This window comes from Streptomyces sp. NBC_00310 (assembly GCF_036208085.1).
Classification (GTDB): Bacteria; Actinomycetota; Actinomycetes; order Streptomycetales; family Streptomycetaceae; genus Streptomyces.
The window spans coordinates 247,464-262,766 of the sequence record NZ_CP130714.1; the positions used below are offsets into that span (position 1 = coordinate 247,464).

At 72.1% G+C, this 15,303-nt stretch carries 10 protein-coding genes; 4 read left to right on the plus strand and 6 right to left on the minus strand.

The annotated features are described in order from the left end of the window. Window positions 1-16: 16 nt before the first annotated feature. The 3 genes from OG202_RS00920 to OG202_RS00930 form a co-directional block, all read right to left on the minus strand. Entirely contained in the window at window positions 17-862 is an 846-nt protein-coding gene (locus tag OG202_RS00920) for an SAM-dependent methyltransferase (protein WP_327731947.1), read from the minus strand. Window positions 863-919: 57 nt separating this feature from the next. Then, entirely contained in the window at window positions 920-2,287 is a 1,368-nt protein-coding gene (locus OG202_RS00925) for a tryptophanase (protein ID WP_327731945.1), read from the minus strand. 113 nt (window positions 2,288-2,400) lie between these two features. Then, window positions 2,401-3,663 carry a tryptophan dimethylallyltransferase family protein gene (locus tag OG202_RS00930; RefSeq protein ID WP_328222144.1) on the minus strand — a complete coding sequence of 421 codons (1,263 nt, stop codon included), beginning with the start codon at window positions 3,661-3,663 and terminating at the stop codon, window positions 2,401-2,403. A gap of 341 nt (window positions 3,664-4,004) precedes the next feature. Here OG202_RS00930 and OG202_RS00935 point away from each other — a divergent pair, with 341 nt between their 5' ends. The 4 genes from OG202_RS00935 (at window position 4,005) to OG202_RS00950 (ending at window position 12,829) form a co-directional block, all read left to right on the plus strand. Then, window positions 4,005-6,884, plus strand: a complete 2,880-nt coding sequence (locus OG202_RS00935; RefSeq protein WP_327731942.1) for an nSTAND1 domain-containing NTPase — start codon at window positions 4,005-4,007, stop codon at window positions 6,882-6,884. A gap of 277 nt (window positions 6,885-7,161) precedes the next feature. Continuing rightward, the gene (locus OG202_RS00940) at window positions 7,162-8,352 is read left to right on the plus strand and encodes a carboxylate-amine ligase (RefSeq protein WP_327731941.1); all 1,191 of its coding nucleotides are present in this window, start codon (window positions 7,162-7,164) and stop codon (window positions 8,350-8,352) included. 242 nt (window positions 8,353-8,594) lie between these two features. Then, complete coding sequence (locus OG202_RS00945) at window positions 8,595-10,379, plus strand: N-acetylglutaminylglutamine amidotransferase (protein ID WP_328222145.1); 1,785 nt, start codon at window positions 8,595-8,597, stop codon at window positions 10,377-10,379. Further along, the gene (locus tag OG202_RS00950) at window positions 10,352-12,829 is read left to right on the plus strand and encodes a S9 family peptidase (RefSeq protein WP_405892180.1); all 2,478 of its coding nucleotides are present in this window, start codon (window positions 10,352-10,354) and stop codon (window positions 12,827-12,829) included. The genes OG202_RS00945 and OG202_RS00950 overlap by 28 nt, the downstream gene beginning before the upstream one ends. A gap of 12 nt (window positions 12,830-12,841) precedes the next feature. Here OG202_RS00950 and OG202_RS00955 read toward each other — a convergent pair whose 3' ends face one another. From OG202_RS00955 to OG202_RS00965, 3 genes are all read right to left on the minus strand, one after another. Further along, window positions 12,842-13,726 (minus strand): restriction endonuclease, encoded by an 885-nt coding sequence (locus OG202_RS00955; protein WP_327731940.1) that lies wholly within the window; start codon window positions 13,724-13,726, stop codon window positions 12,842-12,844. Between the two features lie 199 nt (window positions 13,727-13,925). Beyond that, window positions 13,926-14,855 carry a sensor histidine kinase gene (locus OG202_RS00960; RefSeq protein ID WP_326573279.1) on the minus strand — a complete coding sequence of 310 codons (930 nt, stop codon included), beginning with the start codon at window positions 14,853-14,855 and terminating at the stop codon, window positions 13,926-13,928. After that, window positions 14,852-15,211 carry a hypothetical protein gene (locus OG202_RS00965; protein WP_326573281.1) on the minus strand — a complete coding sequence of 120 codons (360 nt, stop codon included), beginning with the start codon at window positions 15,209-15,211 and terminating at the stop codon, window positions 14,852-14,854. The genes OG202_RS00960 and OG202_RS00965 overlap by 4 nt, the downstream gene beginning before the upstream one ends. Window positions 15,212-15,303 lie beyond the last annotated feature (92 nt).

Below are 15,303 nucleotides of genomic sequence, written 5' to 3' on the forward strand. Positions count from 1 at the left end.
CCCGGAAAGACGGCGTTCAGGTCACGGAATCGGGACGGTGGGCGGCGAAGGCCCCGACGGTGAAGACGCCGGCGCCGCGTGCGGCGTCGAGGGCGTGCTTGCCGGCCTGGATCCGTTCGGCCCCGGGGCCGTCGTAACCGAGCCACTTCGGCCGGTCCTTGGGCGGGGTGCTGCCCCAGCAGGGGATGCCGGGAAAGAGGTCCTCGGCGAGGGTGACGAGGAATCCGGCGTCCTCCAGCATCGACTCGTAGTCGTGGAGGGTGCCGAGGCCGGCGAGGCAGACGGTGTCGTTGACCGGGTCGATGAAGTGCGCGATCGCCTCCGGCGTGCGATGAGGGCCGAACGGGCGTTGCAGCCAGTCGACACCGACGAGGGTCCCTCCTGGTTTCAGGAGCCGGTGGGCCGATCGGAAGAAGCGTTCTCTGCGCGGCAGATGGCACACGGACTCGTAGAAGGTGATGGCGTCGAAGCTCATGTCGGGCCAGGCGGCGAGGGTCGTGTAGTCCTCGTCGCCGACGGTGAGGAACTGCACCCGGTCGGCCAGTTGCCGCTCGGCGGCCAGTCTGCGGGCGCGCTGGGAGAGCCATTCGTTGTTGGACAGCCCGACGAAGGTCGCCCCCGTGCGGGCGGCCATGTGCAGGGTGGGCCCGCCCACGCCGCTGCCGAAGTCGAGTGCCCTGTCGCCCGGCCGCAGCCCGGCCAGGCGGACCAGCCGTTCCTCCAGTGCCCGGGCGGCCTGCCGGGGCGGCAGGCCGCGTGCCTCCGCCGCCGGGTCGCCGTGGTGCCAGGTGTCGTCCGTGAGCGCCTCGTAGGCGGGTCCGGCGTAGTCGTAGAAGGTGCGTACTCGCTGCTCGTGTCCCATGTGGTGGAGGGCCTTTCGTGAGGGGATGCCCGAGGAGGGCTGCCGGCGAGGCCACGCCTAGAGGGCGACGGGGGCGAGCTTGGACCGGAACTGCCGTAGGGAGTCGGGCTGTTCGGTGATCCGCAGACCGGGGATGAGGTGGGCGTCGCGGACCGTGCGGGCCAGCGTCCGTGCGACGTGGTCGAAGTGGCCACGGGTGTACGTCCTGCGCGGAATCGCCAGTCGCAGCAACTCGTGCGGCGCGCTGGTGAGCGGGTTGCCGTGCTCGTCCTCCGTGCCCAGGTAGAGGGAGCCGAGCTCCACGCCGCGGATGCCGCCCTCCAGATACAGCCGACAGGCCAGCGCCTGACCGGGGAACCGGTGCGGCGGGATGTGCGGCAGCAGACGGCCGGCGTTGAGGTAGAGCGCGTGCAGCCCGGGCGGCTCGACGATGTCGACCCCCGCCGACCGCACGAGGTCCGCCAGGTACGCGGTGTCCTCGGCCCGCGCCCGCAGATACCCCGGATCGGTGACCTCGCTCAGGCCCTGGGCGACCATGTCCAGGTCCCGTCCGGCCAGTCCGCCGTAGGTGGGGAAGCCTTCGGTGGCGATGAGCAGCAGTTCGCAGCGCCGGGCGAGGCCGGTGTCGTGCAGGCCCAGGAAGCCGCCGATGTGGGCGATGCCGTCCTTCTTCGCGCTCATCATGCAGCCGTCGGCGAGCCGGAAGGCTTCCTCGGCGACCTGCCGCGGGCTGTGGTCGCGGTAGGCGGCCTCCCGTTGGGTGACGAGCCAGGCGTTCTCCGCGAACCGCGCCGCGTCCAGCAGCAGGGGCACGCCGTGCTCCCGGCAGAGCGCGGAGGCCAGCGTCAGGTTGGCCATGGACACCGGCTGGCCCCCGCCGCCGTTGTTGGTGAGCGTCATGATCACCGCGGCGACACGGGAGCCGTCCGGTCCGTCCAGGACGGCCTTCAGGCGGGCGGTGTCGATGTTCCCCTTGAACGGCTCGCTGCTGTCCAGGTCCAGGGCCTCGGGGCAGGGCAGGTCCCAGGCCTCGCCCCCGCGCAGCGCGACGTTGGCCCGCAGGGTGTCGAAGTGCGTGTTGCTGACGAAGACCTTGCCGGGGCCGAGGAGCGTCGAGGCCACGAGCCGCTCGGCCGCCCGTCCCTGGTGCACCGGCAGGATGTGCGGATAGCCGGTCAGCTCCCGGACGGTGTCGTGGAAACGGTGGAAGGAGCGTGAGCCCGCGTAGGACTCGTCGCCGTTCATCGCGGCGGACAACTGGGCGGCGGACAGCGCGCCGGTTCCCGAGTCGGTGAGCAGGTCGACGGTGACCTCGTCGGCGCGCAGGTCGAAGAGGTTGTAGTGGACGCGGTCGAGGGCGGCCTGCCGCTGCTCGCGGGTGGTGACGGGGATCGGCTCGACGACCTTGATCCGGTACGGCTCCACGGTCGGTTTTCCCTTCGGGTATCCGTCGGCCGACGGGTCGGCCGAGCGGTGCGGGCTTGACTGATCGGACTTGACTGACGGGACTTGACTGACGGGACTTGGCCGGTGCGGGACTAACTCGTGCGGATCTGGCCGGTGCGGGCTGCGGCCGGCCGGCCATCGGCCGGGGCGCTGGATCCGGTGTCCTCCCGTGGCGGGAAGACGCGGTACGCCTCGGAGGAGAAGTAGGTGGTGATCCGCGGTGCCTGACGGCCCGCCTGGACGAGACTCAGGTACGAGATGAGACCCACCCCCGCGCTCAGGTCCCGGTCGGTGAGCGCGGCGAGGGCTCGGTCGAGCGGAGCGCTGTCGACGCCGTACTGCCGTAGGAGCCGCACGGCGTGGTCGCGTGCCGCCCGGTCGTCGCGGACGTAGGCGCGGACGGGGACATGGATGCAGTGGCCGGTGGGACGGCCGGCGTCCGCGCCGGTGAACGAGTAGCAGGAGATGAGGGGAAGCCGGCTGAAGGGCTCGTCTGCGTTGACCCGGCGGCACAGATCCGCCACACGGTCGGGGCACGCCCCGGGCACGAGGCCGGCCGCGTCCGCCGCGTCGGCTGCCGTGGCGTGCTGGTGGACGACGTAGGCCTTCACCCGTGGCTCGGCCCACGGGCCCACGTCCAGGGCGAAGAACATCAAGGTGGCCCGCTCGGGGAAGCGGGGCTCCAGGTAACGCCGCACGGGCTCGAAGGCCCGTGCGTGGCCGAGCCTCGCCATGGCCACGCCGACGGTCTCCATGCTCCGCTCGGCGCCCCGCGCGCCGGGGTTCAGGTACAGCTTGAGTCCCGGTGGGCCGGCTGGCCGCAGTTCGAGGGCGCACCACAGGGTCAGCGGCCCCTCCGGCACCGGCGGCAGGAAGAGGTCGCTCACGCGCGTCAGCCCGTCGAGCCCGACCCCCCGTCGCGCGGCCAGCCGCCCCACGGCGGCCCATGCCGTCCGGGCGTTGTCCGGCAGGGCGCGGGCGGCGCACCCCGGGTCGACCAGCACCCGCAGTACGGGGGCGGCTCCGGCGGGGAAAGTCAGCGAGTACTCCACCGGCGTGTGATCGTCGGAGACGAACGACGGTGAAGGCGGCGGGCCGGCCAAGGACTGTGCGGCGGCCGGGCCCAGCAGTTCGACCAGCACCCGCTGGTGGGCGGCTCGTCGCTGCGCGTCGATCCCGGCGACGTCGCACAGCCGTCCCAGCTGCCCGGCGGCGAATCCGCCCAGCCGGTCCGGATCGCGGCGCCCCGCGGTGTTCTCGTCCGGACCGGTGGCCCGCAGCGGGCCGGTCAGCGGGGGCGGGGTGCCCACGGCCCCGGCCGGCCGTCCGGCGCACTGGCGCGTGTATGCGTTCATGTGTCCTCCCAATTCGGGTGTGCTCGCGGATCGGTCGTGCTCGCCGCGATGTGTCGTGTCTGCCGCGGATCTGTGTGCTGCCTCTCGGCAGGTCCGGGTCCGCATCGGTGTCGTGGCGTCGGCGTCGTGGCATCGAAGTCGTGGAACCGGAGTCGCGCACTCCGGTGCCGCGCACCGCCCGGCTGCGGCGCGGGCCGATACCCGATATGCAAGGGCTTTTCGGCCTCGGTGCGGGACCTGATGCACCGTTTGTATCCGCTGTTCGTTGTTCACGATCGGCGGACTGGCGCTGAACAAACGCATGGTGAACAATCCCGAATGGCTCGGGGAGGTGCGTGCAGGTGCCACGTGGAGAGCGTCCACTGGAAGCGGAAGGCGGTCCGCTGTCGGATTTCGCCGCGCAATTACGGAAGCTGCGGGAGCAGGCCGGTAGTCCGACCTACCGGGACCTCGCGCGGCGGGCGCACTATTCGATCGCGGCGCTCTCCGCCGCCGCGGCGGGACGCCGACTGCCCACCCTGGCCGTCACCCTCGCCTACGTCCGCGCCTGCGGCGGTGACGAGCGGGAATGGGAGTCGATCTGGCGCAGGACAGCCACCGAATGCGCCGCCGGGACGGTAGGCGCGGTCCCGGACCGGGCCGACGACACGACTTCCGCGCCCTATGTGGGTCTGGCCTCTTTTCAACAGGCTGACGCGGACGCGTTCTTCGGCCGTGAGAATCTCACGACCAGACTGGTCGAACACCTGAATAAAAAGAGATTCCTTGTTCTGTTCGGGGCTTCGGGATCCGGAAAGTCCTCGGTGCTGCGCGCCGGGGTTCTCCCCTGTTTCTCCGGAAAACCCGCCCTGGTGATGACGCCCGGCCCCCATCCCTTGGAGGAATGCGCGATCCAGCTGGCGGCCCGCGCGCATCTCACACCGGGGTCGGTGTGTGCCGAACTCGCCTCGGAGCCGCGCACGCTGCACCGCGTGGTGCGCCAGATCCTGACCGGCTCGCCGGACCCGGCCGACGAACTCATCGTCATCGTGGACCAGTTCGAGGAGGTGTTCACCCTCTGCCACGACGCGGAGGAACGCGAGGCCTTCGTCGCCGCACTCCTGCACGCCGCACACACCTCCGGCAGCCGCTGCCGGGTCGCCCTGGCCGTGCGGTCGGATTTCTACACGCACTGCACCCGGCTGCCCGCCCTCGTCGACGTCCTGGCCGAGGCTCACCTCCCCGTCGGCCCGATGACCCTCGACGAACTGCGGGCGGCGATCGTCAGGCCCGCCGCCCGCGCCGGACTGACCGTCGAGGGGGCCCTCCTCGCGGCGCTCACCACCGACGCCCACGGCCGGTCCGGGGCGCTGCCCCTGCTCTCGCACGCGCTTCTGGAGACCTGGCACCGCCGGCGCGGCAACGCCCTCACCCTCGCCGGATTCCAGGCGGCGGGCGGCTTCGAAGGCGCCCTCGCCCAGACCGCCGAAGCCTTCCACTCAGACCTGAGCGACACCCAGCGGAGCATCACCCGACAGCTCTTCCTGCGGCTCATCGCCCTGGGCGAGGGCACCGAGGACACCAAGCGCCGTGTACCGCGGCAGGAACTCGACGACACCCGTGACACCGCGCTGGTCCTCGAACAGGCCACCCGGGCACGTCTGCTGACCGTCGACCGGGACCACGTCGAGATCACCCACGAGGCCCTGATCCGCTGCTGGCCCCGCCTCGGCCGCTGGCTGAACGAGGACCGGGACCGCCTGCGGCTGCACCGCGCCCTCACCGAGGCCACCGCGGTCTGGGAATCCCTGGACCGTGATCCCGACACCCTCTACCGGGGCACGCGTCTGGCCGCCGCCAAGGATCTTCCCGAAGAGGCGCTGACCGCCCGGGAACGCGCCTTCCTCGACGCGAGCGAGACCGCGGAACGGGCACAGGCGCTGCGCGCTCGTCACCGCGTCCGCCGTCGGCGCCGGCTCGTCGCGGCCCTCGTCGTCCTGCTGCTCTGTGCCGCGTCCGCCGTCGGCTTCGCGGTGCGCTCCCAGCGGATCGTCACCTCGCAGCGCAACCACGCCCTCGCTCTCAAAGCCGCCGACGCCTCGACGGCGCTGCGTGCCCGCGACCGCTCGCTCGCTGCCCAGCTCGCCCTGGCCGCACACCAGTTGGAGTCGAACCAGGCCACCCGCGACGGACTGCTCAGCGTGGCGCCACGCACGCTGGACCGTCATGTCCACGCCCTGGCCGTCACCCCCAACGGCCGCACGCTGGCCACCGCGTGCGACGACGGCAGTCTCCGGCTGTGGGACCTGACCGATCCCCAGCACCCCGCTGTCCTGGGAACCGTGGACGACCCTTCCGGCAGTGCCGTCAACCTGGCCTTCAGCCCACGAGGGGACACGCTGATCGGCACCGGCCAGGACCGTGAGATCCGGCTGTGGGACGTCACCGACCCGCAGGAGCCACGCCCGCTCTCCCGTACGCCGACGCACCACACCGACTTCATCTTCTCGCTGGCCGTGAGCCCGGACGGCCGGACGCTCGCCACCGGCAGCTACGACCACACCGTCCGACTGTGGAACGTCGGCGACCCGGCCCGGCCGCGCCTCCTGAACAAGCTCACCGGCCACACGCTCAACGTCAAACCGGTGGCCTTCAGCCCCGACGGCACCACCCTGGCCTCCGGCTCCGACGACCGCACCGTCCGCCTGTGGGACGTCACCGACCCCCGCCGTGCGTCCGTCATCGCCGTTCTCGAGCGACACGACAACTTCGTCGACGCCCTCGCCTACAGCCGCGACGGCCGTACCCTCCTCTCCGGCAGCGACGACCACACGGCATTCCTGTGGGACGTCACCGATCCGCGCCATCCCCGACGACTGGGCAGACTCCAAGGCCACACCGACGTGATCACGTCAGTGGAATTCACCCCCGACAGCCGCCTGGCGGTCACGGCCGCCCTGGACGGCACCGTACGCCTCTGGGAAACAGCCGACCGTCCGCGCCCCGCCGAACGCGCCTCCCTCACCGGCCTCTCCGGAGGACTCGCGACCGTACTCCCTCTCACCGCACACGGCACCATCGTGACCCTGAGCAACGACCACACCATCGAGATCTGGAACACCGACCTGAGCAGGGCGCACGCGCACGCCTGCACACACGTCCGCACCCCCATCAGCCGCGCCCAGTGGTCCCGCCACTTCCCCGGTCTCGACTACCGCCCGCCCTGCACCGACCACACCTGAACCAGCCCCCTGAGCCTGTTCTCCAAGGTCAAGAGGATGGGTGGACCAGTCCGAGGTACCCGCCCGAGCGAGATGCCGCCCCCGGCCTTCGCCCGGGCCCCAGGCCTTGCGGTTGCCGGGCCGCCGCACGCCAGGAAAGCGCTCGTACGGGGCACGACGGCGGCGGAAGTCCACCGGTGAGGCTTATCTACGCATTTGCCGGGAACTCGGCCTCCGCAACGGTCGCCGCAGGGCTCCGGCCCGGCGGACGATCTCGGGTACGGATGAGGGAGAGGCCGTGACCGTTCGTGTAGGCGTAGAGGAAGAGTTCCATGTTCTGGACGCGGAGAGCGGGCGGCTGGTCCCGGGTGCCGGTACGGTCCTCGGTCGCCTGCACAGATCCGAGTTCACGACCGAGCTGCAGCGGTCGGCGGTGGAGTGGAACAGCCAGGTGCACGAGTCGCTGGAATCCCTGCACGCCGATCTGTCCGGGGCGCGGCGGCGGCTGGACCGGGCGGCCTCCGGGCTGGGGCTGGCCGTCGTCGCGGCCGGGACCGTGCCGTTCGCGCGGGTGACGCCCGGTGACGCGACCCCTGATTTCCGCTATCGGCACATGGTCGACGAATACCGCCAGGTCGCCGACGAGCATCTCGTCTGCAGCGCGCAGGTCCATGTCGACGTACCCGACCGTGACACGGCCGTCCGGATCATGTGCGCCGTCTCGCCGTGGCTGGCCCCGCTGCTGGCCCTGTCCGCCAGCTCGCCGTTCTGGCTCGGCGCGGACACCGGATACGCGAGCTGGCGCACGATGCTGTGGCAGCGCTGGCCGACCTCCGGCCCGGTCGGCTGCTTCGCCGGAGCCGCCGACTACGACGCCGCGGTCGAGGGCCTGATCCGCTCCGGCGTGATCACGGACCCGGGAATGGTCTATTACGACATACGGCCGAGCAATCACCAGCGAACCCTGGAGCTACGCATCTGCGACGCCTGCCCGCGCACCGAGACGGTCGTCCTCGTCGCCGGGCTGTTCCGCGCCCTGGTCGAGGAGGCACGAATCCGGCTGGAGCAGCACGGGTGGATCTGTGACGGCAGGCACGAATGGTTCCGGGCAGCGGTCTGGCGTGCGGCCCAGGCGGGTCTGGAGGGCACGCTGGTCGACCCCGTCACCCGTGTCGCCGCGCCGGCCCCGACCGTCCTGCGCGCCATGCTCCGAAGGCTGCGCCCGCTTCTGGAGGCCCTCGGCGACTGGGACACCGTACGCGTGCTCATGGAAGAGGCGCTGGCTCGGGGCAGCGCGGCCCACCGCCTGCGCGAGGTCGCCGAGGAAGCGGGCCTGCCCGCATGTGTCGCGACGATGGCCGCCGAGACCCGGGGCGAGCATGGGCGGAGCGTCGGTCCCGGAGCCGTGCGCCGGCGGCCCGTCGCGGCAGCCGGTGCGGGCCCGGCGGGGGCTTCGGCAGGGTTCTCGGTGGAGACCATCGGCGGCTGACACCCGCGCGGCAGTGCAGACAGGCCGGCACCGGCCGTCACCCGCAGCAGCCCACAGCGCGGAGAACCCGGACGGAGAAACCGTCGTCCGCCCCGTGGCGCCGGTGCCATCCGTGATCAAGGAGTGGCTCGTATGCCCAGCAGCGATACCGACACGGACACTAAACCGACCGTCTCGTGCTCGCCCGAGGCTCCGCCTCCGAGCACGGCCGACAACCGCCCCCTGCGAGGAGGTGCGGCCTGATGTGCGGCCTCAGCGGAGAGATCCGCTTCGACGGCGGACGGCCCGACCTGGCAGCCGTCGAGCGCATGACCGACCGACTCGCCCCCCGCGGACCCGACGGCAGGGGCCTGTGGTCGCAGGACGCCGTCGCCCTGGGGCACCGGCGACTGAAGATCATCGATCTGTCCGGGTGCGGAGCCCAGCCGATGACCGACCCTGCGGGGCGGATCGCCGGTGTCTTCAACGGCTGCGTCTACAACTACAAAGAGCTGCGCGCGGAGCTGCGCGCTCTCGGCCACCGCTTCTTCTCCGGCTCCGACACCGAGGTGGTGCTCAAGGCGTACCAGCAGTGGGGAACCGACTGCGTCGACCGCTTCTACGGCATGTTCGCCTTCGTCATCGTCGAACAGGCCACCGGCCGCCTCGTACTGGCCCGCGACCGGCTGGGCATCAAGCCGCTGTATCTGGCTCAGGCACCGGGGCGGCTGCGTTTCGCCTCGTCGCTGCCGGCCCTGCTGGCGGGCGGCGGCATCGACACCTCGCTCGACCCGGTCGCGTTGCACCAGTACATGAGCTGGCACGCCACGGTGGCCGCGCCCCGCACCGTCCTCGCCGGAGTACACAAGCTGCCCGCGGCCACGGTGCGCGTCGTGGAGCCGGACGGCCGCCACCGCGACATCCGGTACTGGCAGCCGTCGTACACCCGCAGGCCTCAGGACGCGCAGCTGGGCGCGGACGACTGGCGTGACGCGGTGCTCGACGCGCTGCGCACGGCCGTACGCCGGCGCATGGTCGCCGACGTGCCCGTGGGTGTCCTCCTGTCGGGCGGCCTGGACTCCAGCCTGATCGTGGCACTGCTGGCCGACGAAGGGCAGCGCGATCTTGCGACGTTCAGCGTGGGCTTCGAGTCCGAGGGCGGCGAGGAGGGCGACGAGTTCCGTTACTCCGACCTGGTCGCCCGGCACTTCGGCACGGACCACCACCAGCTGATGGTGCCCTCGGACCGGGTGTCGACGGCGCTGGACGCCGCGATCGAGGCGATGAGCGAGCCGATGATCAGCCATGACGTGGTGGCCTTCCATCTGCTGGCGGAGCAGGTGGCGAAGGAGGTGAAGGTCGTCCAGAGCGGCCAGGGCGCCGACGAGGTCTTCGCCGGCTACCACTGGTATCCGGACATGGCCGCCGTCCCGAGGGAGCAGGCACCGCAGGCGTACGCCGAGACCTACTTCGACCGGCCGCACACCGACCTCACCGGCATTCTGCAGCCTCACCTGATGCCCGATCACGACATGTCCGGCCGTTTCGTACGGGAGCACATGGCGCACCCGGGCGCCGAGACCTCTCTCGACGCGGCGCTGCGGCTCGACACCCAGGTGATGCTCGTCGACGATCCGGTCAAACGCGTCGACAACATGACCATGGACTGGGGGCTGGAGGCCCGCGTCCCGTTCCTCGATCACGACCTCGTGGAGCTGGCCGCCGTCTGCCCGCCGGAGCTGAAGCTCGCCGACGGCGGCAAGGGAGTCCTCAAGGCCGCCGGCCGCCGGGTCCTGCCCGCGGAGGTCGTCGACCGGCCGAAGGGCTACTTCCCGGTCCCCGCCGTCAAACACATGGCGGGCCCCGTCCTGGGGCGGGTCCGTGAGGCTCTGTCGGCGCCCGAGGCCAGGTCACGGGGTGTCTTCCGGGACGCGTACGTGGCCAGACTGCTGTCGGCGCCGGACGAGCACCGCACCAAGCGTGGGGCGAACGAACTGTGGCAGGTAGCTTTGCTGGAGATATGGCTGCAAACGCACGGAATCAGGTGACGGGGGCGCAGGGGACCCCTCCCCCACGCCCGACGACGCAGGCCCCGTCGCACCCGCGCACGGGATCCCGCTTCCACTGCCCCGCCGGCGAAGACGTCGTCGACGGGTTGCCGTGGCTGCCCGAGGACCACGACGCCGCCTCCGCGGTGCCGGCCGGGGGTCGCGCGGGGACGGCCACAGCGCCGATGCCGGCCTCCATGGCCCCGGTGCCGGTCCCGCTGCCCGACACCGCCGGACCGCTGGACACACCGCAGCCGCTGAAGTCCCATGGCTGCTGGTATCCGTCGGTGGATCCGAGCGGCAGGTACGTCGCCTTCATCTGCGACCGCGGCGGGGTTCCCCAGCTGTGGACCGGACCGGTCGGCGGACACGAGGTCCACCTGCTGGACTCCGATCCCCACCCGGTCAAGGAGGTGGCCTGGTCGCCCGACGGACGCTGGATCGCCTACACCACCGCCCCGGGAGGCGGCGAACACACCCGGGTGCTGTGTGTGCGCCCCGACGGAACCGGACGGCGCCTCCTCGCCGGTGCCGAGCCCGGCAGTTCCGCCTATCTGGGCTGCTGGCAGCACGACGGCTCGGCTGTCGCCGTGACCGTCGCCGAGCCGGTTCTCGCGCCGGGCGGGGCGGAGACGGAGGAGTGGCTCCCCCATGCGGAGCCGGGCCTCGCCGACCAGCACACGTACACCGTCCGCCGTCCCGCGGGCTGGGCCACCCGGGACGGCCGGGCCGTGCTGCTCGGCGGCCCGCACCACGGCGACGCCGGTCCCGCCGCCCGCGTCCCGGGAGGAGGGGGCGGGACCGCCCGCGTCCCCCTGCCGGTGGACACGTCCGGAGGCGGGCAGTCAGGGCTCCTGGGAGACGCGCCCCCCGAACGTGTCGGCACGGACGACGAGTTCCGCCGTGGCAGGGGGGTGCCCGGGCCCCGCGAGGAGGAAGTCGGCGAGGTGGCCCCGGAGGGGACAGCCGGCGGAGGGCTGGCCGCCTACCTCGTCGATCCCCTGGGCGTGGCGGCTCCCGCTCTGCTGGCCGTCGAACGCGACGCCGCCACCCTGCGCGTGTGCGACATCAGCCGGGACGGACGGCTGGCACTTCTGCGCCGGGGGCCGCGTGGCCGCCGCGAAGCCCTCGTCGTGCGCACCACCGATCTGCGGACCACCTTCGCCCTGCCGGTCGCCGACGGCGATCCGTGGATCGGCCGGTTCTCCCCGGACGGCACGACGCTGTGGCTGCGCAGCGACGCGGCGCGTGAGTTCGCCGCGCTGTTCGCCGTCCGCCTCGATCCCGGAGGGGAACGACTGGCGCTGACCGTCGCCGCGGAGCGCGCGGACAGCGGACTGGAGCTGCTGGCCCTCGGCCGCGACGGGCACACCGCGGTCCTGGCCTGGAACGTGCGCGGAGCCAGCGAGCTGGAGGTCACCGCCGTCACGGCGGCATCCGCCGGGGACGCGCGGGTGGGTCCGCCGCGGACGGTGCCGCTTCCGCATGAGGTGGTGACACGTATCCCGCAGGTCGGCGGCCGGGAGGGGCTGGTGCTGGCACTGTCCGGCTCGCAGCGCCGCCCCGGTGTGTGGTGGTGGTCCGAGGGCACCGCGCGGCGGACCGAGTGGTCGTCGCGGGACGAGGACGCCGTCCCGCCCGGCCGCCCACCCGTGCGTCCCGTACCGCTGCGGCTGACGGCGCGCGACGGGCTGCCACTGAACGGCTGGTACTACCGGGCGCCGGGCCGGGGCTCCGGGGAGCCGGCGCCCTGCGTGATCCATCTGCACGGCGGGCCGGAGGAGCAGGAACGTCCGGTGTTCAACCCGCTCTATCACGAACTGCTGGGCCGGGGGCTCGATGTCTTCGCTCCGGATGTGCGCGGCTCGTCGGGGCACGGCCGGTCGTTCGTCGACGCCGACCTCGGCACGGGTCGGTTCGCCGCGATCGAGGACGTCGCCGACTGCGCGGCCCACGTCGTCGTGGCCGGTCTCGCCGATCCGCGGCGGCTGGCCGTCATGGGACGCTCGTACGGCGGCTATCTGGTGATGGCCTCCCTCGTCTGGCACCCGGACCTCTTCCGGACCGGCGTGGCGGCCTGCGGCATGTCCGACTTCGCGACCTTCTACGCCGGCACGGAGCCGTGGATCGCGGAATCGGCCGCCCACAAGTACGGGCACCCGGAACACGACAGTGAGCTGCTGCGCGCGCTGTCCCCGATGACCCGTGTCGACGCACTGCGCGTGCCGCTCCTCGCGGTCCACGGTGAGCACGACACCAATGTGCCGCTCGGCGAATCCGAGCAGTTCGTGCGCGCGGCCCGCGAGCGTGGTCTGGAGGCCGAACTGCTGATGCTGCGCGACGAGGGCCACGACTTCCTGCGCGCGGACAGCCGGAAGCTCTTCCGCCGGACGGCCGCCGACTGGATCGAGCGCCATGTCGGCGCCGAAGGGGCGGGGACGCGGCGGTAGACCGCCCCCACGTCATTCGTCGGCGCGCCGCGGTGCGTCCGCGTCGGCATCCGGATGCTCCGCCGCTCGCCCGTCGGCCACGAACTCCGGCTCCCACGGTCGTGGCCCCACGCCGTCCTGCCAGCGCAGGAGCTGTCGCCCGTCGACGCACACGATGCCGCACTGCTCGGCGTACTCGATCGCGGGAGTGGTGAAGTCGCTGGTGGTGACCACGGCGGCGACATCGGCCTCGTGAACGGTGAAGCAGGTGCCGCCGAACCGCTGCATGTCCTGGGAGCCGACTCGGTTGGCGTCGCCGTACCGCTTGCACTGGATGACGACCCGGCGTCCGTCGGGCGTCCTCGCCACGACGTCGGCGCCCAGGTCACCGGCCCCGCCCACGACGTCCACATCGAGGCAGCCGTCACGGCGGCACAGCTCGGCTACGGCCTGCTCGAACTCGTCGGGGTCCAGCGCCTCGTGGCCGATCTCCCGGGTGTCCGCGGACATCTCCTCCACCGTCCCGGGGAGGAGCACGGTCCGTTCCCCGTCGAGGCGGCCGTCCCAGGGCTCGGTCCGAGCTGTCGCGGGGCCGGTGGCCGGCGCGGTCGGAGCGGAGTCGAGGGCTTCGACCGCCGTCTCCGTGGCCTCGTCCAGTGCTTCCGCGGCACGGCGCGCGAGCCTCGCCGCCGATATCCGGCGCCCCCTGCGGAACCCGGCCACGAGACAGGCGGCACCCACGAGGACGAGCACCACGGCCCAGGCGGGACGGCGTTCCACGACGGCCGTCACGGTACGGGCGACCGCACCGGCCAATGTCAGGAGGACGGCGAGCAGGACGAAGTACAGGGCCGTCGCCCGGAGTTCGAACCGGCGGGAGCGGCGCACGGAACGCGGACCTCGTGCGGGTACGGCCATGGTGATGCTTCCTCCCCTAGGACGCCAATGAAGATCAAGAAGCGTCTGCCCAGGTCCGGAGGGTTCTATCGAGCCGGTGCGCTCACCCGTCTCGCCGTGCTCCCCCACCGTCGACGGGTCCGGCGCGCGACGGCCTCCCTCGTGGCGCTGAGGGAGGCCACCGCCACGAACGGCGGCCCGCTTCGGCGGGGCGGGGCGGTCAACGGCCGAGGTAGAAGCGGATGGTGGTGCTGTCCTGGGCGGTGTGGAGGCGTACGAGGTCGGAGATGTAGTGGACGAGCATCAGGCCGCGTCCGCCCAGCTGGTCGCGTGCCGGCGGCCGACGGCCGGCCAGTGGATCGGCCAGCCGACCGCCGTCGCGGACCTCGCAGGCGATCTGCTCGCCCTCGGCCCAGATCCGCAGCGTCCCCGAACCGCCGCCGTGCACCACGCTGTTGGTGGTCAGCTCCGCCACCGCCAGCGTCAGATCCTGCAGCCGGTCACCGGCGAGGCCCAACTGCTTGGCTTCCTGGACCGCGAAAGAGCGGGCCTGCGGGAGTCCTTCCGCGTCGAACGTCAAGGACGCCGCTCCGGGCGGGTAGGTGAGCGGCTGGTTGTAGTGGGCGACGACCCGCTCGGGATCGTAGGCGTCGCTGGTCATTTCGACGCCGGCGTCGATGACGACGGGATGGGTGGCGTAGGCGTCGGCGAGCACCTCCGCCGCCAGGCCGTCCGCGTCGTACGGGCAGAGGATCGTCACCTCGCGGCCCTGGAAGGCAGCGTTGATGAGAGCCTCGTGCTGGACGCACGCCGGGTACTCCACGGCCGAACGGCCGGCCCAGATCGGTTCCCCGATGATCCGCACCCGGCCGGCCGGGTGGGCGTCGGCGAAGGCACGCAGCACACCGGGGATGATCCGGCCCGGGTTGCGGCCCGCCCGAGTCATGTCGAGGAGCGTGACCTCGGCGGCACTCGCTCCCAGTTCGGCCTTGATCAGCTCGAGGTTGGGACCGGGCACGGCGACCGCGACGGCCTCTCCGGCGGCCAGACCCTCCTCGAGGAACGGCACCGTGCCCGCCGTGTACTGCTCCGTGCCCCGGTAGAACAGCGCGGGGTGCACAAAGGGATCACTGTCGGTGGCCGTACTCATCGCCCCGCCACCTCAATCATCGCAAGGCCGGGCCAGAACATGTCCAGGAGCCGTTCCAGTTCCGGCGGCGGACGGTCCACGACGATGCGCCCGGTACCCAACTGCTGGGCGGTGACCGCCAGCGCCGCCGCGCCGCCCACATCGATGGACATCAGGTCGGACAGTTCCACGAAGGAGACGTCCGTGTGGGCGTTCGCCAAATCCTCCAAGGCCTGTTCCCAAAAAGAACGGGTGATCACGTTGATCTCTCCAGCGGCACGAATCCCAGGGCGACCGGACAGAGAGCGGATCTCCAGCACGGCGCCGCCGCGCGACGCCGCCAAGACCAGCCTGTCCACGTCGTGGGAGGCTTCCACGTTCTCTCCCCTGCCTCAGTGCCGTTGAACGGCGCTCCCCGTCTCTCCGCCGTACCGCGCCTACGGGACGGCGGGCTACGGACACGTCATCG